Here is a 19,929-nt window from a genome sequence, read left to right on the forward strand (position 1 = left end):
CGGGATTGAACGAACTGGCCTCGTCGGCGATATGAGCGGTCGGGGCCAGTCAGGCGCACCTCGCGCCCGCTCAACCCGCCGCGCTCGTCACCCACGCCGCAAAAGTCGGCAGGTGCGCCACCACGGGCGTGGCCACCTGCTTGCGCGCAGCGGAGCCCGACGGATCGAACCAGACCCCTTGCACGCCAAAGCTGCGAGGATAGTGCGCATCCTGTTCATAGGAGTCGCCGATCATGGCGATGCCTGCCAACGGCACCCCCAGCCCGTGCGCGACGGCGGACCAGAACTCGGGCTGATCCTTGCGGCAACCCAGCTCGGTGTAACAGAAGATGTTCTGGAAGTACTCGTCGAAGCCCACGCGCCGCAGCGCAAGCTCGATCATCGCCCGCCCGGATACCGTGGCATTCGTCGCAATCGCCAGCGGCACCCTGCCCTTCAGCGCGGCCAGCGCTTCGGCGGCGCCCTCGATGGCTTCGACCCGAGGCCAAAGCCCCATCGGAAGATCGTCGGGACCGCCGTGCTCGGACATGAGCGTGCCACCCCAGTCGAAGCAGACGGCTTTGATGTGGTGGAGGGGGTTCATGGTTCAGGGTATTTCGAGAGATGGGAGCTGCTTATCTCCCTGACCCCGGGATATCTTGCTGGACACCTTGCCGAGCGGCGGCGACTTCCTGGAAATATCGTTTGGAAGCCGAGCCGAATGTGTACCGATAAAACCAAACCACCGGAAGCACCGACAAAACGAAGACAAAAAGCGCTGTACCGGGCGCTTGGGCAAACATCCCGAACGCAGCAAGGAAACCGGCGCAAGAGCCAAGCAACAGGAAAGCCAATACCGCTATCACAATCCGGCGGCCCACGATGGTTCCCGATAACGCGCCTATAAATCCGAGTGTAAAAATGACCTTTTGTACGAGCGACAACATTCCTGTCAGGTCCAGCGGATACCCACCCAGCAGGTAACTCAGGAACGAGAGCACGCCAAGAACGACCGTGGTCACGATCACAACGGGAGGCTTGTCTATTTTTTTGGATTCCACAGGGCACGCTTCCTGTACGACTTTGCGCTCAAATACTCTGAGCGGTGGTCTGGATGAATAATGGGCGAGGCCAGCCTTTGCAAAAGGCGCTTTTCTTCATGCGATCCGACTCCGCCACGCAATCTCACGACAAATCCACCGCCTCCGCACTCATCCTGAGGCTGGCCATCTGCATCGCGTAGATTCTCTGCACCACCAGCAGCGTCGCAATACTGGAAAGAATGCCGATCCAGTCGGAGATTTGCGTGGCGATGTTTGCCCACATGTATCCGTCGATCTCCTCCGCGTGCATCACCACCCACAATGCCACATTGCCGGCAACGTTGGAGGCAATCCACAGCCCCACCACCACCCCAGCAGGGACGCGACGGCCTTTGCTTCCAATCGCTCTGGATATCGCTGGCCTGCCAGATTTCCTTCATCGCCTGGAAGGGCACGTCGCAGGATCGATGAATGTCTCATCCTTGCTTGTCATCCCGTTCCCCTGCACTTGTTTGTTTTTTCTATGGCCGAAGCCGCCGCCCGCGACCCGCGCGGCTCCCGCTTTCTTGGTTCCCAGATGCGCCATCATGGATGGATCGTGATGGCGCTCCAGGCGGAACCGACGCGATTGATACTGCAAAACCACCGCCTGCGCCATCCCCGGATCAAAAAAAGGAGCCATTGCGCTCCCTTGTTCTTCGATTGATTCCCACCCCACGCCATGGCTTTATTCGGCGCCGTGAAGGCTTGGCGTATCGCGCAGGCTTTGTTCCGTGTTTTCGGTGTTCTCCCCGCCCTCGATATCGGCTGGCTTTCCAGCCGCCCCGCCTCAATCCCGATGGTCCGCCAGCCCATGTTCCACCGCATACACCGCCACCTGCACCCGGCTGCTCAGGTTCAGTTTGCGCAGCACGCTCTGGATGTGGATCTTGACGGTGCTTTCGGCCAGGTCCAGCCGGCGGGCGATTTCCTTGTTGCTCTCGCCGCGCGCCAGGCAGGCGACGATGTCGCGCTCGCGCGGGGTGAGCTTTTCGCGCTCGACCGGGGGCGCGGCGGGGGTGCTGGCCTGGGCGCGGAATTGCGCCACCAGCTTGCCGGTCATGCTGTCGGCGATCACCGGCTCGCCGCTGGCGGCGCGGCGGATGGCGGCCACCAGCGCGTCGGCGTCGATGTTCTTGATCAGGTAGCCGCGCGCGCCGGCGCGCAGTGCCTGCGCCAGCTCCTCGGCTTCTTCCGATACGGTGAGGATGACGACGGCGCACTCGGGCAGATCCTGCGCCAGCAGCTGCATGGTCTCCAGGCCGGACAGGCCGGGCATGTTGAGGTCGAGCAGGATCACGTCGGGGCGATGCTCTCGGGCGCGCTTGATGCCCTCCAGCCCGTCCGCGGCCTCGGCCACCACCGCGAAATCCGGCTGCTTCTGCAACAACTGGCAGACGCCGGAGCGGAACAGGCTGTGGTCGTCGATGACGAGGATGCGCAGGGTCATGGCGGGTTCCTTGGAATGGTTTGGCGTTCAGGCGGCCTGGCGCGCCTGTTCCGGCAGGCGCAGGGTGATGTGCACGCCCCGCCCCGGCGCGGTGGCGACGTCCAGCTCGCCGTGGATGCGCCGGGCGCGCTCGACCATGATGTGCAGGCCGACGTGCGCTTCGCCGCGCTGGGCGACTTCGGCCGGATCATACCCGCGCCCGTTGTCCTGCACGCTGAGCGTGAAGTCGCGCTCGTTGCGTAAACCCACCCGCACCTGGCTGGCCTCGGCGTGCTTGCGCACGTTGGACAGCGCCTCTTGCAGGATGAACAGCACCTGCAACTGCTGCTCGGGCGGCAGCGGAGGGCCGGCCTGCGGGGCGATGTCCAGCGCGACCGGGATGCCGGTCTGGCGGCGGAAGCGGGCGATGGTCTCCTCCACGCCGGCCAGCAGTTCGCCCTGCTCCAGCCGCGAGCGGAAGTTGAGCAACAGCTCGCGCACGTCCTGGTAGCTTTCCTCGACGCCGGCGCGCAGGCGCGGCACCAGTTCGCGCACGTCGTCCAGCGCGCCGGCGCGGGCGGATTGTTCCAGCATCTGCACTTGCAGGTTCAGGTAGTTCAGGCCCTGGGCGATGCTGTCGTGCAGGCCCTGCGCCATCAGGCTGCGCTCCTGCACCACGGCCACCTGCCGCGCCTCGGCGCCCAGGCGGCGGTTCTCCAGCGCCACGCCGAGGTGCTGGCCCAGCGATTCCAGCAACTGGGTTTCGGCCGGCAGCAGCACGCGGCTGTGGCGGAAGTGCAGCGAGAACGAGCCGAGCACGCTGCTGCCACTGACGATGCGGAACACGCCCAGGCCGGGAAAGCCTTCGCGGCTGCAATGGAAGGCCTGGCCCGGCTCGCTGCGCCCCAGGTCTCGGATGGCGATCATGCCCTGCCGGGTGGCCTGGCCGCAGAAGCAGCTTTCCACCGCCATGCAGTGTTCGTCGTGCGCCAGGGAATCGGGCAGGCCGTCGGACACCATCAGGTGCAGCCGTTCGCCGTCGGGGTCGATCAGGCGCACGCTGGCGCCGTCGGCGCCGAACTGGCGACGCACCCGTTGCAGGAAGCCGCCGCACAGCGCTTCGATATCGCCCGGCTGGTTGAGGAAAGCGGTCATGTCGTACAGCGTTTCCAGCTCGCGGTTCTGCGCCGCCAGTTGCGCGGTCTTGCCGGCGACGCGCGCTTCCAGGTCGCGGTACAACCCGGCCAGCTCGTCGGCCATGTGGTTGAAGCCCTCGGCCAGCGCGCCGAATTCGTCGCGGCTTTCCACCGGCAGGCGCACGCCGAATTCGCGCTCGGCCATGCGCGACAGTCCTTCGCGCAGCCGCAGCACCGGGGCGATGATCCACAGGTACAGCAGGTAGATCATGGCCAGGGTGCCGGCGCAGGAGATCACCAGCAGCACGGCCTGCGAGGCGCGCAGCAGCGTGGTCTTGCTGGCGTTGTCCTGCTCGATCATCCTGACCAGGGTGTCGGCCTCGGCGACGAACTGCGGCAGTTCGGTCATGTAGGCGCCGCTACCGTCGCCCGCCAGCACGCGTTCGGCGGCGACAGCCATGCGGCTGTGCCACGCCTGCGCCACGCGCTCGAACTGGTCGCGGATGGCGCTGTCCTGCGGCAGGAACAGCGGTCGCGCCGGCACGCCGTGGCGCAGCCGCTCCAAGGTCTCGTCCTGGGTCGCGATCAGGCCGCGGGTGCGCGCCGCGTAGCTGGGCACGCGTTGCAGCAGCTCGATGCCGACGCGGTTGGCGCGCATGCGCAGGCTGCCGGTGTCGTTGATGGCGGCGCCGGCACCTTCCAGTTGCCAGGACAGCCACAAGGTCCAGCACACCATGCTCACCACCACCAGCAGCGCGACGATGCTGCTGGCGACGATGCGCGTGGACAGCCGGTCGCGCAGGCGCGGCTCGCCTGGGGATGCGGGATCGGATGGCGATTCTGGCTGGTCGGTCATGCCCATCAGTCTAGAGCGGATCAGCCGCCGCGCGGCCGTCATGCGGCCGTCACGTCGGCATCCCACGCGCCCGACTTGCCGCCGCGCTTGTGCAGCAAGCGCACGCCGTCGATCACCATGCCTTTGTCCACCGCCTTGCACATGTCGTACACGGTGAGCAGCGCCACGCTGGCGGCGGTGAGCGCCTCCATCTCCACCCCGGTGGGGCCGACGGTCTCGGCCGTGGCGCGCACGGCGACGCCGTCGGCCTCGATGTCGAACGCCACGCCCAGGTGGCTGAGCGCCAGCGGGTGGCACAGCGGGATCAGGCTGGCGGTCTGCTTGGCGGCCATGATGCCGGCCAGCCGGGCGATGCCCAGCACGTCACCCTTGGCATGCCCGCCTTGGCGCAACAGCGCCAGCGTGTCGGGCCGCATGCGGATGCGCCCGCCGGCGATGGCGACACGCGCGGTGTCGGGCTTGTGGCCGACGTCGACCATGTGGGCGTCGCCGGCGGCGTTGAAATGGGTCAGTCGATCCACGCTTGCTCCTGCCGCGCCAGGGCGGCGGCATCGTTGAGGTTGTCGAAGGCGAAGTCGAAGTGCACGGCGCAGCCACCCACTGCGCGCTGCCAGCGCGCCACGCCGCGCTCGCCGGCATCCAGCCGGGCGCGCAGGCCGGGCAGTTGCGCGCGGTCGATCAGGCAGATGCCGGGATGATCGCGCTCGGTGTCGGCGGCCCAGGCCAGCGACGCCCCGACGTCGAGGGCGGCGTTCAGCGCGTGGAACAACGTCGGCGGCAGGCGCGGCACGTCGCACGGCACCACCAGCAGGCGCTCGCCGTCGCTGGCGAGCAGCCCGGCCTCGATGCCGGCCAGCGGGCCGGGGTAATCGGGCCGCAGGTCGGGCAACACCGGGCAGCCGCGTCGGGCGTAGTCATCGAGGTGGCGGTTGGCCGAAAGCTGGATGCGCCGCAGCGGCCAGCGTTGCAGTTGCCGCAGCGCGCGATCGACCAGCGCCTGCCCGCGCAGCAGCAGCAGGCCCTTGTCGCGCCCGCCCATGCGCTGGCCGCGACCGCCGCACAGGATCAGGCCGTCGACGACGGTCACAGCGCGCCCCAGCGCGCCAGCGCGGCCTGATCGCTGTCGCGGGCGTCCACCCAGTGGCGCGCGGCGCCGTATTCCTCGCACTTCCAGAACGGGGCGACGGATTTGAGGTGATCCATCAGGCAATCCACCGCCTGCAACGCGGCGTGGCGATGCGGCGCGGTGGCGACCACCAGCACGATCTGCTCGCCCGGTAGCAGCCGGCCGACGCGGTGCAGCACCAGCACGCCGTCCAGCGCGAAGCGCGCGGCCACCGCCTGCGCCAGTTCCTCCAGCACGCGCTCGGTCATGCCGGGATAGTGCTCCAGCGTCATCGCGGTCAGCGGCACACCGTCGCGGGTGTCGTCGCGTACCCGGCCGATGAAGCTGGCGACGGCGCCGCTGCCGTCGCCCAGCCAGCCCAGCTCGGTGGCGAAATCGAAATCGGCGTGTTGTACGGAGACGTGGCAGCGCGCCATCTCAGAGCCTGTCCATGATCTTTTCGCGGCAGCGTTCGGGGCAGTGCCGGTGTGCGGCAAGGCGCAGGACGCGCGGCGGTATGAATACCGTGAGCGGCGTACAACGCGGCAGCGCGCCGGCAATGTCCCTGAACCCCGAGGGCCGGGCCGGAAAAAGGTCATCCACTGCGTTGTACTCCTTGGTAATAACCGGTTATTGCCTGCGTCGTACGCCTTGTGCCTGACCTTTTTCCGGCCCGGCGCTGCCGTGAAAAGATCATGGACAGGCTCTCAGCCCCCGGTCACCGGCGGAAACAGCGCCACCTCGGCGCCGTCGACCAGCACGGTGGCGGGGTCGGCCATGTATTGGTCCACCGCCACGCGGAACACGCGGTCGCCGCCCAGCTCGCTGTCCCACGGTGCGCCGCGCGCGCGCAGCAGCGCCAGCAGGTCCGCCACGGTGGCGGGGCCGTCCAGGGTCAGCGTTTCGCGGCTGCGGCCCAGGGTGTCGCGCAGGCGCGCCAGGTAGAGCACTTCGAGGTGCAGCGGGGTGGGTTCGGTCGGGTTCATCCATGCAGTCCTAGGGCGTGTCATCAATGGTTTCGCGGCAGCGTTCGGTGCAGTTCGGGATGCCACGCAAGGAGTTGGTCGCGCCGCGGTATGAATACCGCAAGCGGCCAGCGACACCGCGTGGCGCCCGAAATGCACCGAACCCGCCGGGCTGGGCCGAAAAAACACCATCCACTGCGTTGCCCTCCTTGCCAATAACTGGTTATTGCCTGCGTCGCGCGCCTTGTGGCTGGCGCTTTTTCGGCCCAGCGCTGCCGCGAAACCATTGATGACACACCCTAGCCCATCGGATAACAGCGTACCCGATTGCCGGCCGCGAGCCGTGCCTGCGCCGGCAGTTCCAGCAGCACTTCGGCCTGCGCCAATGTGGCCAGCGCCGCCGAGCCCTGCTGCTCGAACGGTTGCACGTGACGGATGCCGTCCAGTTCGACGAAGCGGCCACGCAGGAAATGCCGGCGCGGGCCGGGGTTGTCGGCGGCGTCCAGCAGTGGGTAGGCCACCGTTTCCTGCGGCGGCGCGTGTTCGCCGCCGGCGCGCCGCACCAGCGGTCGCGCCAGCAGCAGGAAGGTGATCGCCGCCGCCACCGGGTTGCCCGGCAGCGCGACGAAGGGCTTGCCCAGCACGTGGCCGAAGGCGAACGGCTTGCCGGGCTTGATCGCCACCTGCCAGTGGGCGATGGCGCCGAGCGCCGCCACGGCGTCGCGCACGTGGTCGGCGTCGCCCAGCGAAGCGCCGCCGGAGCTGACGATCAGGTCGCACAGTTCGGTGGCTTCGCGCAGCCGGGCGCGGGTGGCGGCCGGGTCGTCGGCCACCGAGCCGAGGTCCACCGCCTCGGCGCCGACGCTGTCGAGCAGCGCCAGCAGTTGCGGGCGGTTGGCGTCGTAGATCTGCCCCGGCGCCAGCGGCTGGCCGGGGGCGCGCAGTTCGTTGCCGGTGGACAGCACGCCGATGCGCGGACGGGCGAACACCGGCAGCGCCGCCAGCCCTTGTGCCGCCAGCAGGCCGATATGCAGGGTCTTGAGACGCTCGCCGCGCTCGACCAGCACCGCGTCGCGCGCCAGTTCGCTGCCGCGCAACCGCATGTGGGCGCCGTAGCACAACGGGGCGGCCAGGTGGACGCCGTCGGCGTCGCAGCGCGCCTGCTCCTGCGCCACCACGCCCTGGCAGCCGCGCGGCAGCGGCGCGCCGGTCAGCACCCGCATCGCCTGCCCCGGCGCCAGCATGCCGGGATCGGCGTCGCCGGCGGCCACGTGGCCGACCAGGGCGAAGGGGCCGAGCGGGCGCTCGGGATGGGCGGCGATGGCGTAGCCGTCCATGGCGCTGGCGTCGAACGCCGGCAGGTCGTGCCCGGCACGGACGGTCTGCGCGCTGACCCGCCCCGCCAGCCGGTGCAGCGGTACGGTTTCGAGGCGCGGCAACGGCAGCGGCTGCTGGTTCAGCAGCGCCAGCATGGTTTCAAGACTGTGCATGGTTCAACCAATCGACGATAAAGGCCACCACCGCGGCGGGCTGGTTCAGATCCAGCCGCGGCAGGCCGCAGGCCACCGGCTGGTCGCTCACCAGCGCCAGCAGCCCGCTCAGTTCGGGATAAAGCGGCGGCATGCCCGCCGCGGGGCGGTGCACTTCCAGCCGGGGAATGGGGTCCTGCCTGAAGCCTTCCACCAGGGTGAGATCGGCCGGCGCCAGCCGCGCCAGTTGCGCGCCGAGATCGGGCTCCGGCTCGTCGCGCAGGTCGCGGTACAGCGCGAAGCCGTGCGGCGACGCCACCAGCACCTCCTGCGCGCCGGCCGCGCGAAAACGCGCGCTGTCCTTGCCCGGCGGCTCCAGCATCAGTTGGTGGTGGCTGTGCTTGACCACGTTGACGCGCAGCCCGCGCGCGGCGAACAGCGGCAGCATCGCTTCGATCAGCGTGGTCTTGCCGCTGCCGGAGCGGCCGACGATGCCGAGCACGCGCGGCAACGCCGTCGCGGCCGGGGCGGGGTCGGGCGTTGCGGTGCCCGGATCGATGCCGATCGCCATGGGTCAGCCCCCCGTCTGCGCCATGAAGCGCACCACCTTGGTGGGGCGGCTGGCGAAATCGTGGCGCTCGGGCTTGGCGGCGATGCCGGCGCGGATGGCGGCCAGCAGCTCGTCGTCGTCGGCGCCGTCGCGCAGCATGGCGCCCAGCGGCACGCGATCCTCCTGGCCCAGACACAGGTGCAGCGTGCCGTCGACGGTCAGCCGCACCCGGTTACAGGTGGCGCAGAAATGCTGCGACAGCGGCGTGATCACGCCCAGCCGCCAGCGGCCGTCGGCATCGGCCCAGTAGCGCGCGGGGCCGGCATCGCGCCCAGGCAGCGTGGGCACCAACCCGCGTCCGCCGGCCAGCCGCGCGCCCAGGCGGCTGACGTCCACCTGCCGCGCGCTGCGCCCGGTGTCGCCCATCGGCATCACTTCGATCAGGCGCAGCAGGAAATCGCGCGTCAGGGCAAAGTCGAGCATGCGCTCGACGTCGTGTTCGTTGACCTCGCCCTGCACCACCATATTGAGCTTGATCGGTGCCAGCCCGACGGCGCGCGCCGCCTCCAGCCCGGCCAGCACGGCCTCCAGCCGGTCGGCGCCGGTGATGCGGGCGAAGCAGCCGCGATCCAGGGTATCGAGGCTGACATTGAGCCGCCGCACCCCGGCCGCCTTCAGCGCGGCGGCCTGCGCCGCCAGCCGGGTGCCGTTGGTGGACAGCGACAGGTCGGCCAGCCCCGGCAGCGCGGCGATGCCGGCCGCCAGGTCCACCACGCCGCGCCGCAGCAGCGGCTCGCCACCGGTGAGCCGCACCTTGGCCACGCCCAGCCGCACGAACAGGCCCACCAGCCGCAGCATCTCGTCGTGCCGCAACCAGTGCGCCGGCTCCTCGAAGCCCTTGAAGCCCTTGGGCAGGCAATAGGTGCAACGCAGGTCGCAACGGTCGGTGACCGATACGCGCAGGTAGTCGATGCGACGGCCGAACGGGTCGATCAGGGCGGAGGGCGGGGCGGAATCGGACATGGGCGGCTATCCGGGGAGGGTGCTTCATTGTGCAAGGTGGCCGCCCACCCGACCATCCGCAAGGGGAACTAGTCCGGTCGGCGGGTAACGGCAAAAAGCCCCGCTTTGGCGGGGCTTTTCGTTGGGTGGGCGACGGTCGGATCGCTCAGGGTTGTTTGACTTCGGTGGCGGCGAGTTCGGGGGTGGGGTGCCAGGTGATCTCGAAACTGCCGGTGGATTCGTCCTGGGTGACGATCACTTTGCCGAGGGCAATGTTAAAGCCACCGGCAACGGTATTATTGTAGAACGGTACGGGTAAATCCTCGTAGGTCCGCTTTTGCGTCGCCACCCCGTACAGGTATTCATACCGTTTCCCCTGGATGGAAATGGCAAAGCCGCTGGAATAATTGAGCACCGACTCCGGTTCACCCATTTTTCCGTAGAAGGGTATGTCACTGCCGATTTCATATACCCCGGGCTCCAGCTTCGGCCCACCGGGCGTCAGGCTTTCGCAGGTCAGCGCACGCATCACCCGTTGCCAGCCACGATCATCGTATTTGATCGCCAAGACGCCGACGACATCATCCAGATCCGGCCTCGGTTTTCCTGGTGTCCAGTACCAACGCCAGAGCCCTCTTGGCCCTTTCAAATACATATCGTTGTAATACGGGTGAGTCGGCACCAACGAACCCGGCATTAGAAGCCATTCCACCCACTGGTTCCACAGTATTTCATCGTAGGGAAGCCCGTAATAGTCCAACACCAACGGCGCGCCTTGAAGCGCCGGGTTATCCGCATAGAGCGGATTCAGATTGCCGTTCATGGCCTTCATCGCCGCCACCATCCCATCCAACATCGCCTGTCGCCCATTGAGCGCCGGATTCAGATACACCTCCTTGAAGCCATGCCCGAGCAGGTCCGATTGGGTGCGCGGAATCTCGATGTTGTGCGGCAACACTTTGCGCAGGATGTCCAGGCTGGCGATCACCACGTCGTTGCGCGAGGTGAGGTAACTGCCGCCACCCAGCACCCGGTCGGCCGGCGACGCCGCGCCGTGGATGCGCAGGTCCTGCGGTTGCAAAGCGCCGCTGTCGGTCAGCAGCGTATACATGCGGTTGGCGAACAGGTTGCCCTGCGAATGCGGCACCAGCAGCACCTTTTCCGCCTTGGCGCTGGCGCTGCGGATGTCGCGCAGGATTTCGCTTTCCTCGTCCAGCGTCAGCTGCGCCAACGCGGCCTGTTCGGCCTTGGCTTGGTAATAGCGGATCGCGCCTTCGGCGATGCGCTGGTCCATGCCTTCGGGCGCGTTGCCGTAAAGCAGCGCTTCGGCGATCTTCTCGGGCGCGGTATCGGGGTCTTGCTGGCTGAGCTGGTAGAAGGTCTGGGCAATATCGGCGAAGAAACCGTGGGTTTGGTTGTAGGCGAGGTCGGTGGGGACGGGGTGGCCGAGTTCAGCCTCCAGTGCTTGCGTAAGCATTTCATTACTTTTCTCCGCATCAATACGGGTCGTTGTAATGCCGTTTATATGTACCGCCACAGGGATTTGGTCGCAATTTGTCAATTCGGCCCAAGCATTAGTTGAAAGCAAGAGTCCGACAATGGCAGTTTTAATTTTCATGACGGCCCCCTTAGTCGCACTGGTAACGAACAGGGGAACGGAACATCATGCCACCTACTAACTCATCTCCTTTCCTATAGGCGGTCATTCTGTCTGGGGTATTGGCATGTAACGCTTCATATCTCTTTGAAAAATTCAACCTCCATTCATACTCCTGCGTTGGCCCATATGTTCTTTCAAAGCAACTGGAAGACATACGCCATTGATTGAACAAAGCCCTTGCCTTTTCCCGATCATTCCCACCCGCCGTCAATATCTCTTGCTGGGTAATCCGCGCCATCTCCATCGCATATTTGAACCGCGCCGGATGTTTCCCCACCTCCTGCGCCAGAAAGCGCTGCACGTCGTCGCGCACACCGTCGTTATCGGCGTCGATGCCCGCCAGCGTCTTGCGTCCGGCCGCGCCGGGGTCGGGGGGGACTTTGATGCCGTTGATGGTGTCGGTATTGCCCGGCGGCACCGGGGTGACGGCGTCGCATTGTGCAATCGGCTGCCACAGCGCCGGCACCCGCGGCGGTTGCCATTCGGTGCCGGCGTGCGCGGTATGCGCCTGGCGGGCGCGGTAGTAGTCGCCCTCGTAACGGATCTGGTCGCCCAGTTGGTAGCTGTAGCCCGCCTGCCAGGGCGAACAGCGTTGCACCGGGCCGTGGTGCAGTTGCCACAGCGCGGGGGTGGAGGCGGGATTCCAGTTGGCCCCCTTTTGCGCGGTATGCGATTGCAGTGCGCGGTAGGTCTGGCCCTGGTATTGGACGGCGACGCCGATCAGGTAGCCGTCGCCTTCGCGCCATTCGGGCAGTGGCGGGGCGGCGAATGCGGGGACAAGCAAGGTGGTGGTGAGCAGTGCGGCAAGGAAGGGCCTGCGCATCGGGCGATCTCCTGGGGCGATGCCGGGGCATCGCGAACGTGAGCGGACGTATTCCCAGTGGTGCCGCTGCCCTGTGGCCGGGCAGTCGGAGGCAGCGCCGACTATACCCGTGCTTTTTTACACACCTCAACAGATTTCTATAAAGTTCAATCCATAGTTCTTACAAATCGAATTTTCGTGGCCTATCCGCGGGTATGGCTTGCCGCAGTCGCCACCTGCCCTACCGTAAGCGGCAGCGGTGTCCGCTCGGCGTCGAAAAGCCGCGTTCCAATCCGGCATCGGCCAGTGTCGGCGACGGTAGAACCATCTTCTTTGCCGGGGCTGGGACGAGTTGGCGGCGCTGGTCCGGAGCTGATCGGAGGATGGCGAGGACGGCGACAATCAGACAGTTTTAAGAAAGCAAACTCAGCCATCCAGCCACAGCGCCAACGCGCCCCATCCCCAAAGGCTTTGCGCCTCGCGTCTCTCCGCCGGCCGAAAAAAAACAGGGCGCATGGCGCCCTGGGAAGACGGAGCCTGGGCGGCGGCCCGCTCCGTGGAGTCGCGCTGTGGTCAGCGTGGCCGGACCAGTTGCCAGGCGCGGCCAAGGTAGGTGACCGAGCCGAAGCCGCTCCAGACGTGCACCAGCCGGGTGAAGGGGAAGATCACGAACAGCGTCATGCCCATGAACAGGTGGGCCTTGAACAGCCAGTGGGCGTCGACGATGAAGTCGGCGGCGCCGCCGCGGAAGGTGACGATGTGCTGCGCCCAGCTCATCAGCAGCACCATTTCGTGGCCGTCGCGGTGGCTGGCGGAGACGAAGATGGTGGACAGCCCCAGCAGCAGGGTGATCAGGATCCACAGCAGCAGGATCTTGTCGCCGGGGCGGGTGACGGCGCGCAGGCGCGGGTCGCTCAGGCGGCGATGCAGCAGGATGATCAAGCCGGTCAGGCAGAGGCCGCCCATCACGCCGCCGGCCACCATCGCCACCATCTGCTTGAAGCTGTGGGTGACGCCCAGCGCGTCCCATACCGCCACGGGGGTGAGCAGGCCGACCAGGTGGCCGAAGAACAGGCCGAGGATGCCGACGTGGAACAGGATGTTGCCCAGGCGCAGCCGGCCGCGGTGCAGCAGTTGCGAGCTGTCGCTCTTCCAGGTGTATTGCTCGCGCTCGAAGCGGGCGAGGCTGCCCAGGATGAAGATCGCCAGGGCGATGTACGGGTAGATGCCGAAGACGAAGTAGTGCAGGCCGTTCATGGCGCGACTCCTTGGAGCCTGTTCCAAGCGATCAGGCTCAGAGATAGACGAATGTGCGGTCGGGCCCCCGGCAAAGCCGGGCGCTCAGGATGGGTGGCACGCCAGTAGCGGCTCCATCTGGTCCATTCCACTCCCCCCGCCCTCGCCACCCGCGCCTTGCGTGCTTTCACGTGGCCTTGGTACTCGAACGGATGCAGGCCCCCGGCCAGGCCGGGGGCAAATCCAGTTGTGGAATGCCGATCACGGCCCTCGTTGATCGATTCCACTCCCCCCGCCCTCGCCGCCCGCGCCTTGCGTGCTTTCACGTGGCCTTGGTACTCGAACGGATGCGGGCCCCCGGCCAGGCCGGGGGCAAATCCAGTTGTGGAATGCCGATCACGGCCCTCGTTGATCGATTCCACTCCCCCCGCCCTCGCCGCCGCGAGGGAGCCTCGCCTTGCTCGAAGGGTGGATGAGCGATTCGGTTTATCGTGCGTTCGCATATTGGCCTCGCGGGTGGAAATGCACGGTGTGAGTGCCGCCCGGCTGCGGCTTGAGCAGCGGTTCGACGCCGTCGGCGCCGGGGCCGAAGGTTTCCAGCGCTTCGTCCATGTCGCGGATCGGTGGGTCGGTCTGATCGCGCGGCTCGACGCGGGTCAGGGTGCGCAGCACCTGGAATACGGCGGCGTACGGGCTTTCGTTGCGCGCCAGGCGGCGGCCGATGGCGGCCAGTACGTGGATGGCGTCGTCGAGCAGGGCCTCGGCTTCGTCCTCGTCGATCAGCCCGAGGAATTCGAGGAACAGCGGCACGTGGTCGGGCAGCTCGGCGACGTCGGGCTCGACGCCGTGGCGCTGGTATTCGGCCAGCAGGTCGACCATGGCCTGGCCACGGTCGCGGCTTTCGCCGTGGATGTGCTCGAACAGGTGCAGCGAGTGCGCCGGGTTGCGGTCGAAGGTGGCGACGTAGTTCTCCTGCAAGGCGATCAGCCGGTGCGCGGCGAGGAAGTCGGTCAACGGGCGCAGGGTGTCGCATGCGGCGGGGTGCGCCGCCAGCGCGGCGGCGATCTCGTCGCGGGCGTCGAGCAGGTCCTGCTCGGGGTAGCTCAGCAGGGCGGACAGGATGCGGTACAGGCTCATGTCCCCTCCCCTATGCGCCGTCGGCCGCGCGGCGGCGCGATTTGGGCATGTCGATGAAGATCACGCTGCCCTCGGGCTTCTTGCCGAACAGCGCGCCGGCCGAGGTGCCGCCGGAGCAGCCGTTGCCGAAGCTGAAGCCGCAGCTGCCTTTCTCGTTGAAGCTGTCCTCCACCACTTCCTTGTGGCTGGTCGGCACTACGAAGCGATCCTCGTAGTTGGCGATGGCCATGGTCTGGTACATGTCCTCGACGGTGGCGGCGTCCAGCCCCAGCGGCGCCAGCAGCGTTTCGTCGCCACGGCCGTGCACCACCTGGCCGCGCTTGTAGGCGCGCATGGCGATCATCCGCTCCAGCGCGGTGACGACGGGTTCCTCCTTGCCGGCGGTGAGCAGGTTGGCGAGGTAGCGCACGGGGATGCGCAGGCTTTTCACGTCAGGGATGATGCTGTCGCCGACGGCGCTGTGCGGCATCTGCCCCGCCTCGGCGGCGCTCTGGATCGGCGACAGAGGCGGGATGTACCACACCATCGGCAGCGTGCGGTATTCCGGGTGCAGGGGGAACGCCACTTTCCAGTCCACCGCCATCTTGTAGACAGGCGATTTCTGCGCGGCGTCCAGCCAGCTTTGGGCGATGCCCTGGCGCAGTGCTTCGGCGATCACTTCGGGCGAGTGCGGGTCGAGGAAGGCTTCGAGCTGGGCTTGGTACAGGTCCTGTTCGTTCTCGGTGGCGGCGGCCTGTTCGATCAGGTCGGCGTCGTACAGCATGACCCCCAGGTAACGGATGCGGCCGACGCAGGTTTCGGAGCAGACGGTGGGCTGGCCGGCTTCGATACGCGGGAAGCAGAAGGTGCACTTCTCGGCTTTGCCGGTGTGCCAGTTGTAGTAGATCTTCTTGTACGGGCAGCCGGAGATGCACATGCGCCAGCCGCGGCATTTGTCCTGGTCCACCAGCACGATACCGTCGTCCTCGCGCTTGTAGACCGAGCCGGACGGGCACGACGCCACGCACGCCGGGTTGAGGCAGTGCTCGCACAGGCGCGGCAGGTACATCATGAAGGTGTTCTCGAAGGTGGCGTACATCTCCTTCTGCACGCCTTCGAACAGGGCGTCGCGGCTGCGCGAGGCGAATTCGCCGCCCAGGTCGTCCTCCCAGTTGGGGCCCCACTCGATCTTGTCCATCTTCCTGCCGGTCAGCACCGACACCGGGCGCGCGGTGGGCGGGGTCTGCGACAGCGGCGCCTTTTGCAGGTGCTCGTAGTCGTAGGTGAACGGTTCGTAGTAATCGTCGATGGCGGGCAGGTTGGGGTTGGCGAAGATGTTGGCGAGGATCTTCATCCGCCCGCCCTGGCGCGGCTCCAGCCGGCCGGCGGCGTTGCGCACCCAGCCGCCCTGCCATTTGTCCTGGTTTTCCCATTCCTTGGGGTAGCCGATGCCGGGCTTGGTCTCGACGTTGTTGAACCAGGCGTATTCCACGCCGTCGCGGCTGGTCCAGACGTTCTTGCAGGTGACCGAACAGGTATGGCAGCCGATGCATTTGTCGAGGTTCAGCACCATGCCGACTTGTGCGCGTATCTTCATTTTGCTTCGCTCCTTGCGTCGCTCGGTGAGGGGGGAGGAGTGAGGGGTGAGGTGTTGCCTCGGCTCGCTCCCACCACCGTGGATTCGATGGTCGATGACGTCGGGGTGGGGGTTGCCCCCTCACACCTCACGCCTTACCCCTCACGCGCCGCGTCCCGCGGCGCTTCCAGCCACTTCACTTTCTTCATCTTGCGCAGCACCACGAATTCGTCGCGGTTGCTGCCGACGGTGCCGTAGTAGTTGAAGCCATACGCCTGCTGGGCGTAGCCGCCGATCATGTGGGTGGGCTTGAGCACGGCGCGGGTGACCGAGTTGTGGATGCCGCCGCGCTTGCCGCTGGTTTCGGCGCCGGGCACGTTCACGATCTTTTCCTGGGCGTGGTACATCAGGCACATGCCGGGCGGCACGCGCTGGCTGACCACCACGCGGGCGGTGAGCGTGCCGTTGAGGTTGAACACCTCGATCCAGTCGTTGTCGCGGATGCCGGCCTGCGCGGCGTCGGTTTCGGAGATCCACACGTGCGGGCCGCCGCGGCTGAGGGTCAGCATGCGCAGGTTGTCGGAATAGGTGCTGTGGATGCCCCACTTCTGGTGCGGGGTGATCCAATTGAGCACCAGCTCGTGTTCGCCGTTGCCGTGCCTGCCGAGCATCGGCGCGACGCTGCGGGTGTCGATCGCCGGCTTGTAGACGCACGAGCCCTCGCCGAAGTCGAGCATCCAGCGGTGATCCTGGTAGAACTGCTGGCGGCCGGTGAGCGTGCGCCAGGGGATCAGCTCGTGCACGTTGGTGTAGCCGGCGTTGTAGCTGACCTCTTCCGACTCCAGGCCGGACCAGGTGGGGGCGGAGATGATCTTGCGCGGCTGCGCCTGCACGTCGCGGAAGCGGATCTTGTCGTGCTCGCGCCCCACCGCCAGGTGGGTGTGGTCGCGCCCGGTGATCCTGCCCAGCGCCTCCCACGCCTTGACCGAGACGTGGCCGTTGGTTTCGGGGGCGAAGGTGAGGATCATCTCGGCGGCGTCGATGGCGCTGTCCAGGCGCGGACGGCCTTCGCTGATGCCCGGCTCGGTCACGGCGCGGGTCAGCCCGGCCAGTTCGCGCACCTCGTGCCTGGTATCCCAGTTGATGCCCTTGCCGCCGTTGCCCAACTTGTCGAGCAGGGGCCCGACGCTGGTGAACTTGCGATGGATGTCGCGGTAGTCGCGCTCGACCACGGTCATGTTGGGCGCGGTCTTGCCGGGGATCAGGTCGCATTCGCCGTGCTTCCAGTCGCGCGGCTCCAGCGGCTGGCCCAGTTCCCCCGGGGTGTCGTGCAGCAACGGCGTCAGCACCAGATCCTTGCGCGTGCCCAGGTACGGGCCGCCGATCTCGCTGAATTGCTTCGCCAGCAGCTTGTAGATCTCCCAGTCGGTCTTGCTTTCCCACAGCGGCTGCACGGCTTCGGACAGCGGGTGGATGAACGGGTGCATGTCCGAGGTGTTGAGGTCGTCCTTTTCGTACCAGGTGGCGGTCGGCAGCACGATGTCGCCGTACAGGCAGGTGGTGCTCATGCGGAAGTCGAGCACGGTGAGCAGATCCAGCTTGCCCTCGGCCGCCTGCTCGCGGTACGTCACCTCGCTGGGATGCACGGTGTCGCTTTCGTCGCAGAACAGCGCGTTCTGGGTGCCGAGCAGGTATTTGAGGAAGTACTCGTGGCCCTTGCCGCTGGAGCCCAGGATGTTGGAGCGCCAGACGAACATGTTGCGCGGGAAGTTGGCGGGATCGTCCGGGTCGTCGCAGCTCATCGCCAGCGTGCCGGCCTTGAGCTGGGCGGCGGCGTAGGCCACCGGGTCCTGGCCGGCGGCCTCGGCCGCGGCGGTCACCTGCAACGGGTTGGTGCGCAGTTGCGGCGCCGACGGCAGCCAGCCCATGCGTTCGGACTTGGCGTTGAGGTCGATCAGGCTCAGCTTGCCGTAGCGACCGCGATCGGCGGTGGGGGCGAGGATGTCGTCCACGTGCAGTTTTTCGTGGCGCCACTGGCTGGTGTGGGCATAGAAGAAGCTGGTGCCGTTCATCTGGCGCGGCGGGCGCGACCAGTCGGTGGCGAACGCCAGCGGCGCCCAGCCGAACTGCGGCCGCAGCTTTTCCTGGCCCACGTAGTGCGCCCAGCCGCCCCCGCTCTGGCCGACGCAGCCGCACATCATCAGCAGGTTGATGATGCCGCGGTAGGTCATGTCCATGTGGTACCAGTGGTTGAGCGCAGCGCCGACGATCACCATGCTCTTGCCGTGGGTGTCGTGCGCGTTCTGGGCGAACTCGCGCGCCACCTGGATCACCAGTTCGCGCTTCACCGTGGTGTGCTTTTCCTGCCAGGCCGGGGTGTAGGGCACGTCGTCGTCGAACGACGCAGCCACATTGCCGCCGCCCAGGCCGCGATCGACGCCGTAGTTGGCCAGTTGCAGGTCGTACACGGTGGTGACCAGCGCGCTGCCGCCATCGGCCAGGGCGATGCGCTTGACCGGCACATTGCGCACCAGCAGTTCGTCGTGCTCGCCGCCGAAGTACGGGAAGCCCACCCCGGCCACCTCGTCGCGGCAATCGATCAGGCTGAGCAGCGGATCGACCTCGCGCCCGCTGCCGCCGTCCTTCTGTTCCAGGTTCCAGCGGCCGACCTTGGCGCCGTCGTCCACCTTGCCCTCGCCCCAGCGGAAGCCAATGGTGCCGTTGGGCACCACCAGGTCGCCGGTGGTGGCGTCGATCTCCAGAGTCTTCCATTCGGGGTTGTTGGCCTCGCCGTGGTTGCCGGCCAGGTGCGAGGCGCGCAGGAAGTGGTCGGGCACCAGGCAGTCGCCATGCTCGCGCAGCAGCACCAGCATCGGCATGTCGGTGTATTGCTTGGCGTAGTCGCGGAAGTAATCGGATTTGCCGCCGTGATGGAATTCCTTGAGCACCACGTGGCCCATCGCCATCGCCAGCGCGGCGTCGGTGCCCTGGCGCGGCGCCAGCCAGATGTCGCCGAACTTGACCATCTCGCCGAAGTCGCTGGAAACAGCCACTGTCTTGGTGCCCTTGTAGCGCACCTCGGTATAGAAGTGGGCGTCCGGGGTGCGCGTCATCGGCACGTTGGAGCCCCACACCATCAGGTAGGTGGCGTTGTACCAGTCGGCCGACTCGGGCACGTCGGTCTGCTCGCCCCAGGTCTGCGGGCTGGCCGGCGGCAGGTCGCAATACCAGTCGTAGAAGCTGAGGCACACCCCGCCCAGCAGGCTGAGGTAACGCGCGCCGGCGGCGTAGCTGACCATCGACATCGCCGGGATCGGCGAGAAGCCGATGATGCGATCCGGGCCGAACTTGTCGATGGTGAAGGCGTTGGCGGCGGCGATGATCTCGGTGGCGGTGTCCCAGTCGGCGCGCACGAAGCCGCCCTGGCCGCGCTCGCGCTTGTAGCGGCGCGATTTTTCCGGATCCTGGCTGATCGACGCCCAGGCGGCGATCGGGTCCAGCGTGCGGCGCGCCTCGCGCCACATGTCGATCAGGCTGCTGCGGATCATCGGGTACTTCACCCGCTGCGCCGAATACACGTACCAGCTGTACGACGCGCCGCGCGGACAGCCGCGCGGTTCGTGGTTGGGCAGGTCGGGCCGGGTGCGCGGATAGTCGGTCTGCTGGGTTTCCCAGGTGATCAGGCCGTTCTTGACGTAGACCTTCCAGGAACAGGACCCCGTGCAGTTCACGCCATGGGTGGAGCGCACGATCTTGTCGTGCTGCCAGCGCGAGCGGTAGCCGTTCTCCCACTTGCGATCCTCGTCCACCACCGCGCCATGGCCGTCCGAGAAGGTGGACTTCACCCGCGACAGGAACTTCAGTCGATCCAGAAAGTGACTCATTGCTTGTTCTCCGTATCCGCCGCCGCGGGGGCGGCCGGCACTCCGATGGAATGCAACCAGCGTAAGGCGCGACGACGACCCG

The 19,929-nt window shown here is 67.0% G+C and carries 19 protein-coding genes; all 19 read right to left on the reverse strand.

The features are described from left to right. Positions 1-70: 70 nt before the first annotated feature. Positions 71-583, reverse strand: coding sequence for an HAD family hydrolase (locus tag C556_RS21890; RefSeq protein WP_018749505.1), 513 nt, complete (start codon positions 581-583; stop codon positions 71-73). Positions 584-614: 31 nt separating this feature from the next. Continuing rightward, positions 615-1,040 (reverse strand): hypothetical protein, encoded by a 426-nt coding sequence (locus tag C556_RS0117285; protein WP_018749506.1) that lies wholly within the window; start codon positions 1,038-1,040, stop codon positions 615-617. Positions 1,041-1,164: 124 nt separating this feature from the next. Then, on the reverse strand, positions 1,165-1,386 hold the full coding sequence (locus C556_RS0117290; protein ID WP_157236250.1) for a hypothetical protein: 222 nt from the start codon (positions 1,384-1,386) through the stop codon (positions 1,165-1,167). Positions 1,387-1,458: 72 nt separating this feature from the next. Then, complete coding sequence (locus C556_RS23265; RefSeq protein WP_157236251.1) at positions 1,459-1,704, reverse strand: hypothetical protein; 246 nt, start codon at positions 1,702-1,704, stop codon at positions 1,459-1,461. A 147-nt stretch (positions 1,705-1,851) separates the two neighbouring features. Then, positions 1,852-2,511, reverse strand: coding sequence for a response regulator (locus C556_RS0117295; RefSeq protein WP_018749508.1), 660 nt, complete (start codon positions 2,509-2,511; stop codon positions 1,852-1,854). Between the two features lie 27 nt (positions 2,512-2,538). Further along, positions 2,539-4,482, reverse strand: coding sequence for a type IV pili methyl-accepting chemotaxis transducer N-terminal domain-containing protein (locus tag C556_RS0117300; protein WP_018749509.1), 1,944 nt, complete (start codon positions 4,480-4,482; stop codon positions 2,539-2,541). Positions 4,483-4,520: 38 nt separating this feature from the next. Further along, a complete protein-coding gene (gene moaC, locus C556_RS0117305; protein WP_018749510.1) occupies positions 4,521-5,003 on the reverse strand; it encodes a cyclic pyranopterin monophosphate synthase MoaC in 483 nt (160 codons plus the stop codon). Next, a complete protein-coding gene (mobA, locus tag C556_RS0117310) occupies positions 4,991-5,569 on the reverse strand; it encodes a molybdenum cofactor guanylyltransferase MobA (protein WP_018749511.1) in 579 nt (192 codons plus the stop codon). Before mobA ends, moaC begins: the two co-directional genes overlap by 13 nt. Then, a complete protein-coding gene (locus C556_RS0117315) occupies positions 5,566-6,024 on the reverse strand; it encodes a molybdenum cofactor biosynthesis protein MoaE (protein ID WP_018749512.1) in 459 nt (152 codons plus the stop codon). Before C556_RS0117315 ends, mobA begins: the two co-directional genes overlap by 4 nt. A 270-nt stretch (positions 6,025-6,294) precedes the next feature. Further along, the gene (locus C556_RS0117320) at positions 6,295-6,573 is read right to left on the reverse strand and encodes a MoaD/ThiS family protein (protein ID WP_018749513.1); all 279 of its coding nucleotides are present in this window, start codon (positions 6,571-6,573) and stop codon (positions 6,295-6,297) included. Between the two features lie 278 nt (positions 6,574-6,851). Continuing rightward, positions 6,852-8,042: a molybdopterin molybdotransferase MoeA gene (locus tag C556_RS0117325; RefSeq protein ID WP_026263177.1), complete on the reverse strand. Its 1,191-nt coding sequence runs from the start codon at positions 8,040-8,042 to the stop codon at positions 6,852-6,854. After that, positions 8,029-8,592 carry a molybdopterin-guanine dinucleotide biosynthesis protein B gene (gene mobB, locus C556_RS0117330; RefSeq protein WP_018749515.1) on the reverse strand — a complete coding sequence of 188 codons (564 nt, stop codon included), beginning with the start codon at positions 8,590-8,592 and terminating at the stop codon, positions 8,029-8,031. Before mobB ends, C556_RS0117325 begins: the two co-directional genes overlap by 14 nt. A gap of 3 nt (positions 8,593-8,595) precedes the next feature. After that, positions 8,596-9,594 carry a GTP 3',8-cyclase MoaA gene (moaA, locus tag C556_RS0117335; RefSeq protein ID WP_018749516.1) on the reverse strand — a complete coding sequence of 333 codons (999 nt, stop codon included), beginning with the start codon at positions 9,592-9,594 and terminating at the stop codon, positions 8,596-8,598. Positions 9,595-9,739: 145 nt separating this feature from the next. Next, on the reverse strand, positions 9,740-11,191 hold the full coding sequence (locus C556_RS0117340) for a hypothetical protein (RefSeq protein ID WP_157236252.1): 1,452 nt from the start codon (positions 11,189-11,191) through the stop codon (positions 9,740-9,742). 10 nt (positions 11,192-11,201) lie between these two features. Further along, positions 11,202-12,056 (reverse strand): carbohydrate-binding protein, encoded by an 855-nt coding sequence (locus C556_RS21895; protein WP_018749518.1) that lies wholly within the window; start codon positions 12,054-12,056, stop codon positions 11,202-11,204. A gap of 552 nt (positions 12,057-12,608) precedes the next feature. Continuing rightward, the gene (gene narI / locus C556_RS0117350) at positions 12,609-13,292 is read right to left on the reverse strand and encodes a respiratory nitrate reductase subunit gamma (RefSeq protein ID WP_018749519.1); all 684 of its coding nucleotides are present in this window, start codon (positions 13,290-13,292) and stop codon (positions 12,609-12,611) included. A 465-nt stretch (positions 13,293-13,757) separates the two neighbouring features. After that, positions 13,758-14,408 (reverse strand): nitrate reductase molybdenum cofactor assembly chaperone, encoded by a 651-nt coding sequence (narJ, locus tag C556_RS0117355; RefSeq protein ID WP_018749520.1) that lies wholly within the window; start codon positions 14,406-14,408, stop codon positions 13,758-13,760. A gap of 10 nt (positions 14,409-14,418) precedes the next feature. Further along, positions 14,419-15,984, reverse strand: a complete 1,566-nt coding sequence (narH, locus tag C556_RS0117360) for a nitrate reductase subunit beta (protein ID WP_018749521.1) — start codon at positions 15,982-15,984, stop codon at positions 14,419-14,421. A 134-nt stretch (positions 15,985-16,118) separates the two neighbouring features. After that, a complete protein-coding gene (locus tag C556_RS0117365) occupies positions 16,119-19,847 on the reverse strand; it encodes a nitrate reductase subunit alpha (RefSeq protein ID WP_018749522.1) in 3,729 nt (1,242 codons plus the stop codon). Positions 19,848-19,929 lie beyond the last annotated feature (82 nt).

This window comes from Chitiniphilus shinanonensis DSM 23277 (assembly GCF_000374805.1).
GTDB classification, from domain to species: Bacteria; Pseudomonadota; Gammaproteobacteria; order Burkholderiales; family Chitinibacteraceae; genus Chitiniphilus; species Chitiniphilus shinanonensis.

Excerpts from the sequence above, each read along its gene's own strand:
- C556_RS21890 (WP_018749505.1), bottom strand. The coding sequence starts at position 583 with ATGAACCCCCTCCACCACATCAAAGCCGTCTGCTTCGACTGGGGTGGC.
- C556_RS23265 (WP_157236251.1), bottom strand. The coding sequence starts at position 1,704 with ATGGCTCCTTTTTTTGATCCGGGGATGGCGCAGGCGGTGGTTTTGCAG.
- C556_RS0117295 (WP_018749508.1), bottom strand. The coding sequence starts at position 2,511 with ATGACCCTGCGCATCCTCGTCATCGACGACCACAGCCTGTTCCGCTCC.
- C556_RS0117300 (WP_018749509.1), bottom strand. The coding sequence starts at position 4,482 with ATGACCGACCAGCCAGAATCGCCATCCGATCCCGCATCCCCAGGCGAG.
- C556_RS0117315 (WP_018749512.1), bottom strand. The coding sequence starts at position 6,024 with ATGGCGCGCTGCCACGTCTCCGTACAACACGCCGATTTCGATTTCGCC.
- C556_RS0117320 (WP_018749513.1), bottom strand. The coding sequence starts at position 6,573 with ATGAACCCGACCGAACCCACCCCGCTGCACCTCGAAGTGCTCTACCTG.
- C556_RS0117325 (WP_026263177.1), bottom strand. The coding sequence starts at position 8,042 with ATGCACAGTCTTGAAACCATGCTGGCGCTGCTGAACCAGCAGCCGCTG.
- mobB (WP_018749515.1), bottom strand. The coding sequence starts at position 8,592 with ATGGCGATCGGCATCGATCCGGGCACCGCAACGCCCGACCCCGCCCCG.
- moaA (WP_018749516.1), bottom strand. The coding sequence starts at position 9,594 with ATGTCCGATTCCGCCCCGCCCTCCGCCCTGATCGACCCGTTCGGCCGT.
- C556_RS0117340 (WP_157236252.1), bottom strand. The coding sequence starts at position 11,191 with ATGAAAATTAAAACTGCCATTGTCGGACTCTTGCTTTCAACTAATGCT.
- C556_RS21895 (WP_018749518.1), bottom strand. The coding sequence starts at position 12,056 with ATGCGCAGGCCCTTCCTTGCCGCACTGCTCACCACCACCTTGCTTGTC.
- narI (WP_018749519.1), bottom strand. The coding sequence starts at position 13,292 with ATGAACGGCCTGCACTACTTCGTCTTCGGCATCTACCCGTACATCGCC.
- narJ (WP_018749520.1), bottom strand. The coding sequence starts at position 14,408 with ATGAGCCTGTACCGCATCCTGTCCGCCCTGCTGAGCTACCCCGAGCAG.
- narH (WP_018749521.1), bottom strand. The coding sequence starts at position 15,984 with ATGAAGATACGCGCACAAGTCGGCATGGTGCTGAACCTCGACAAATGC.
- C556_RS0117365 (WP_018749522.1), bottom strand. The coding sequence starts at position 19,847 with ATGAGTCACTTTCTGGATCGACTGAAGTTCCTGTCGCGGGTGAAGTCC.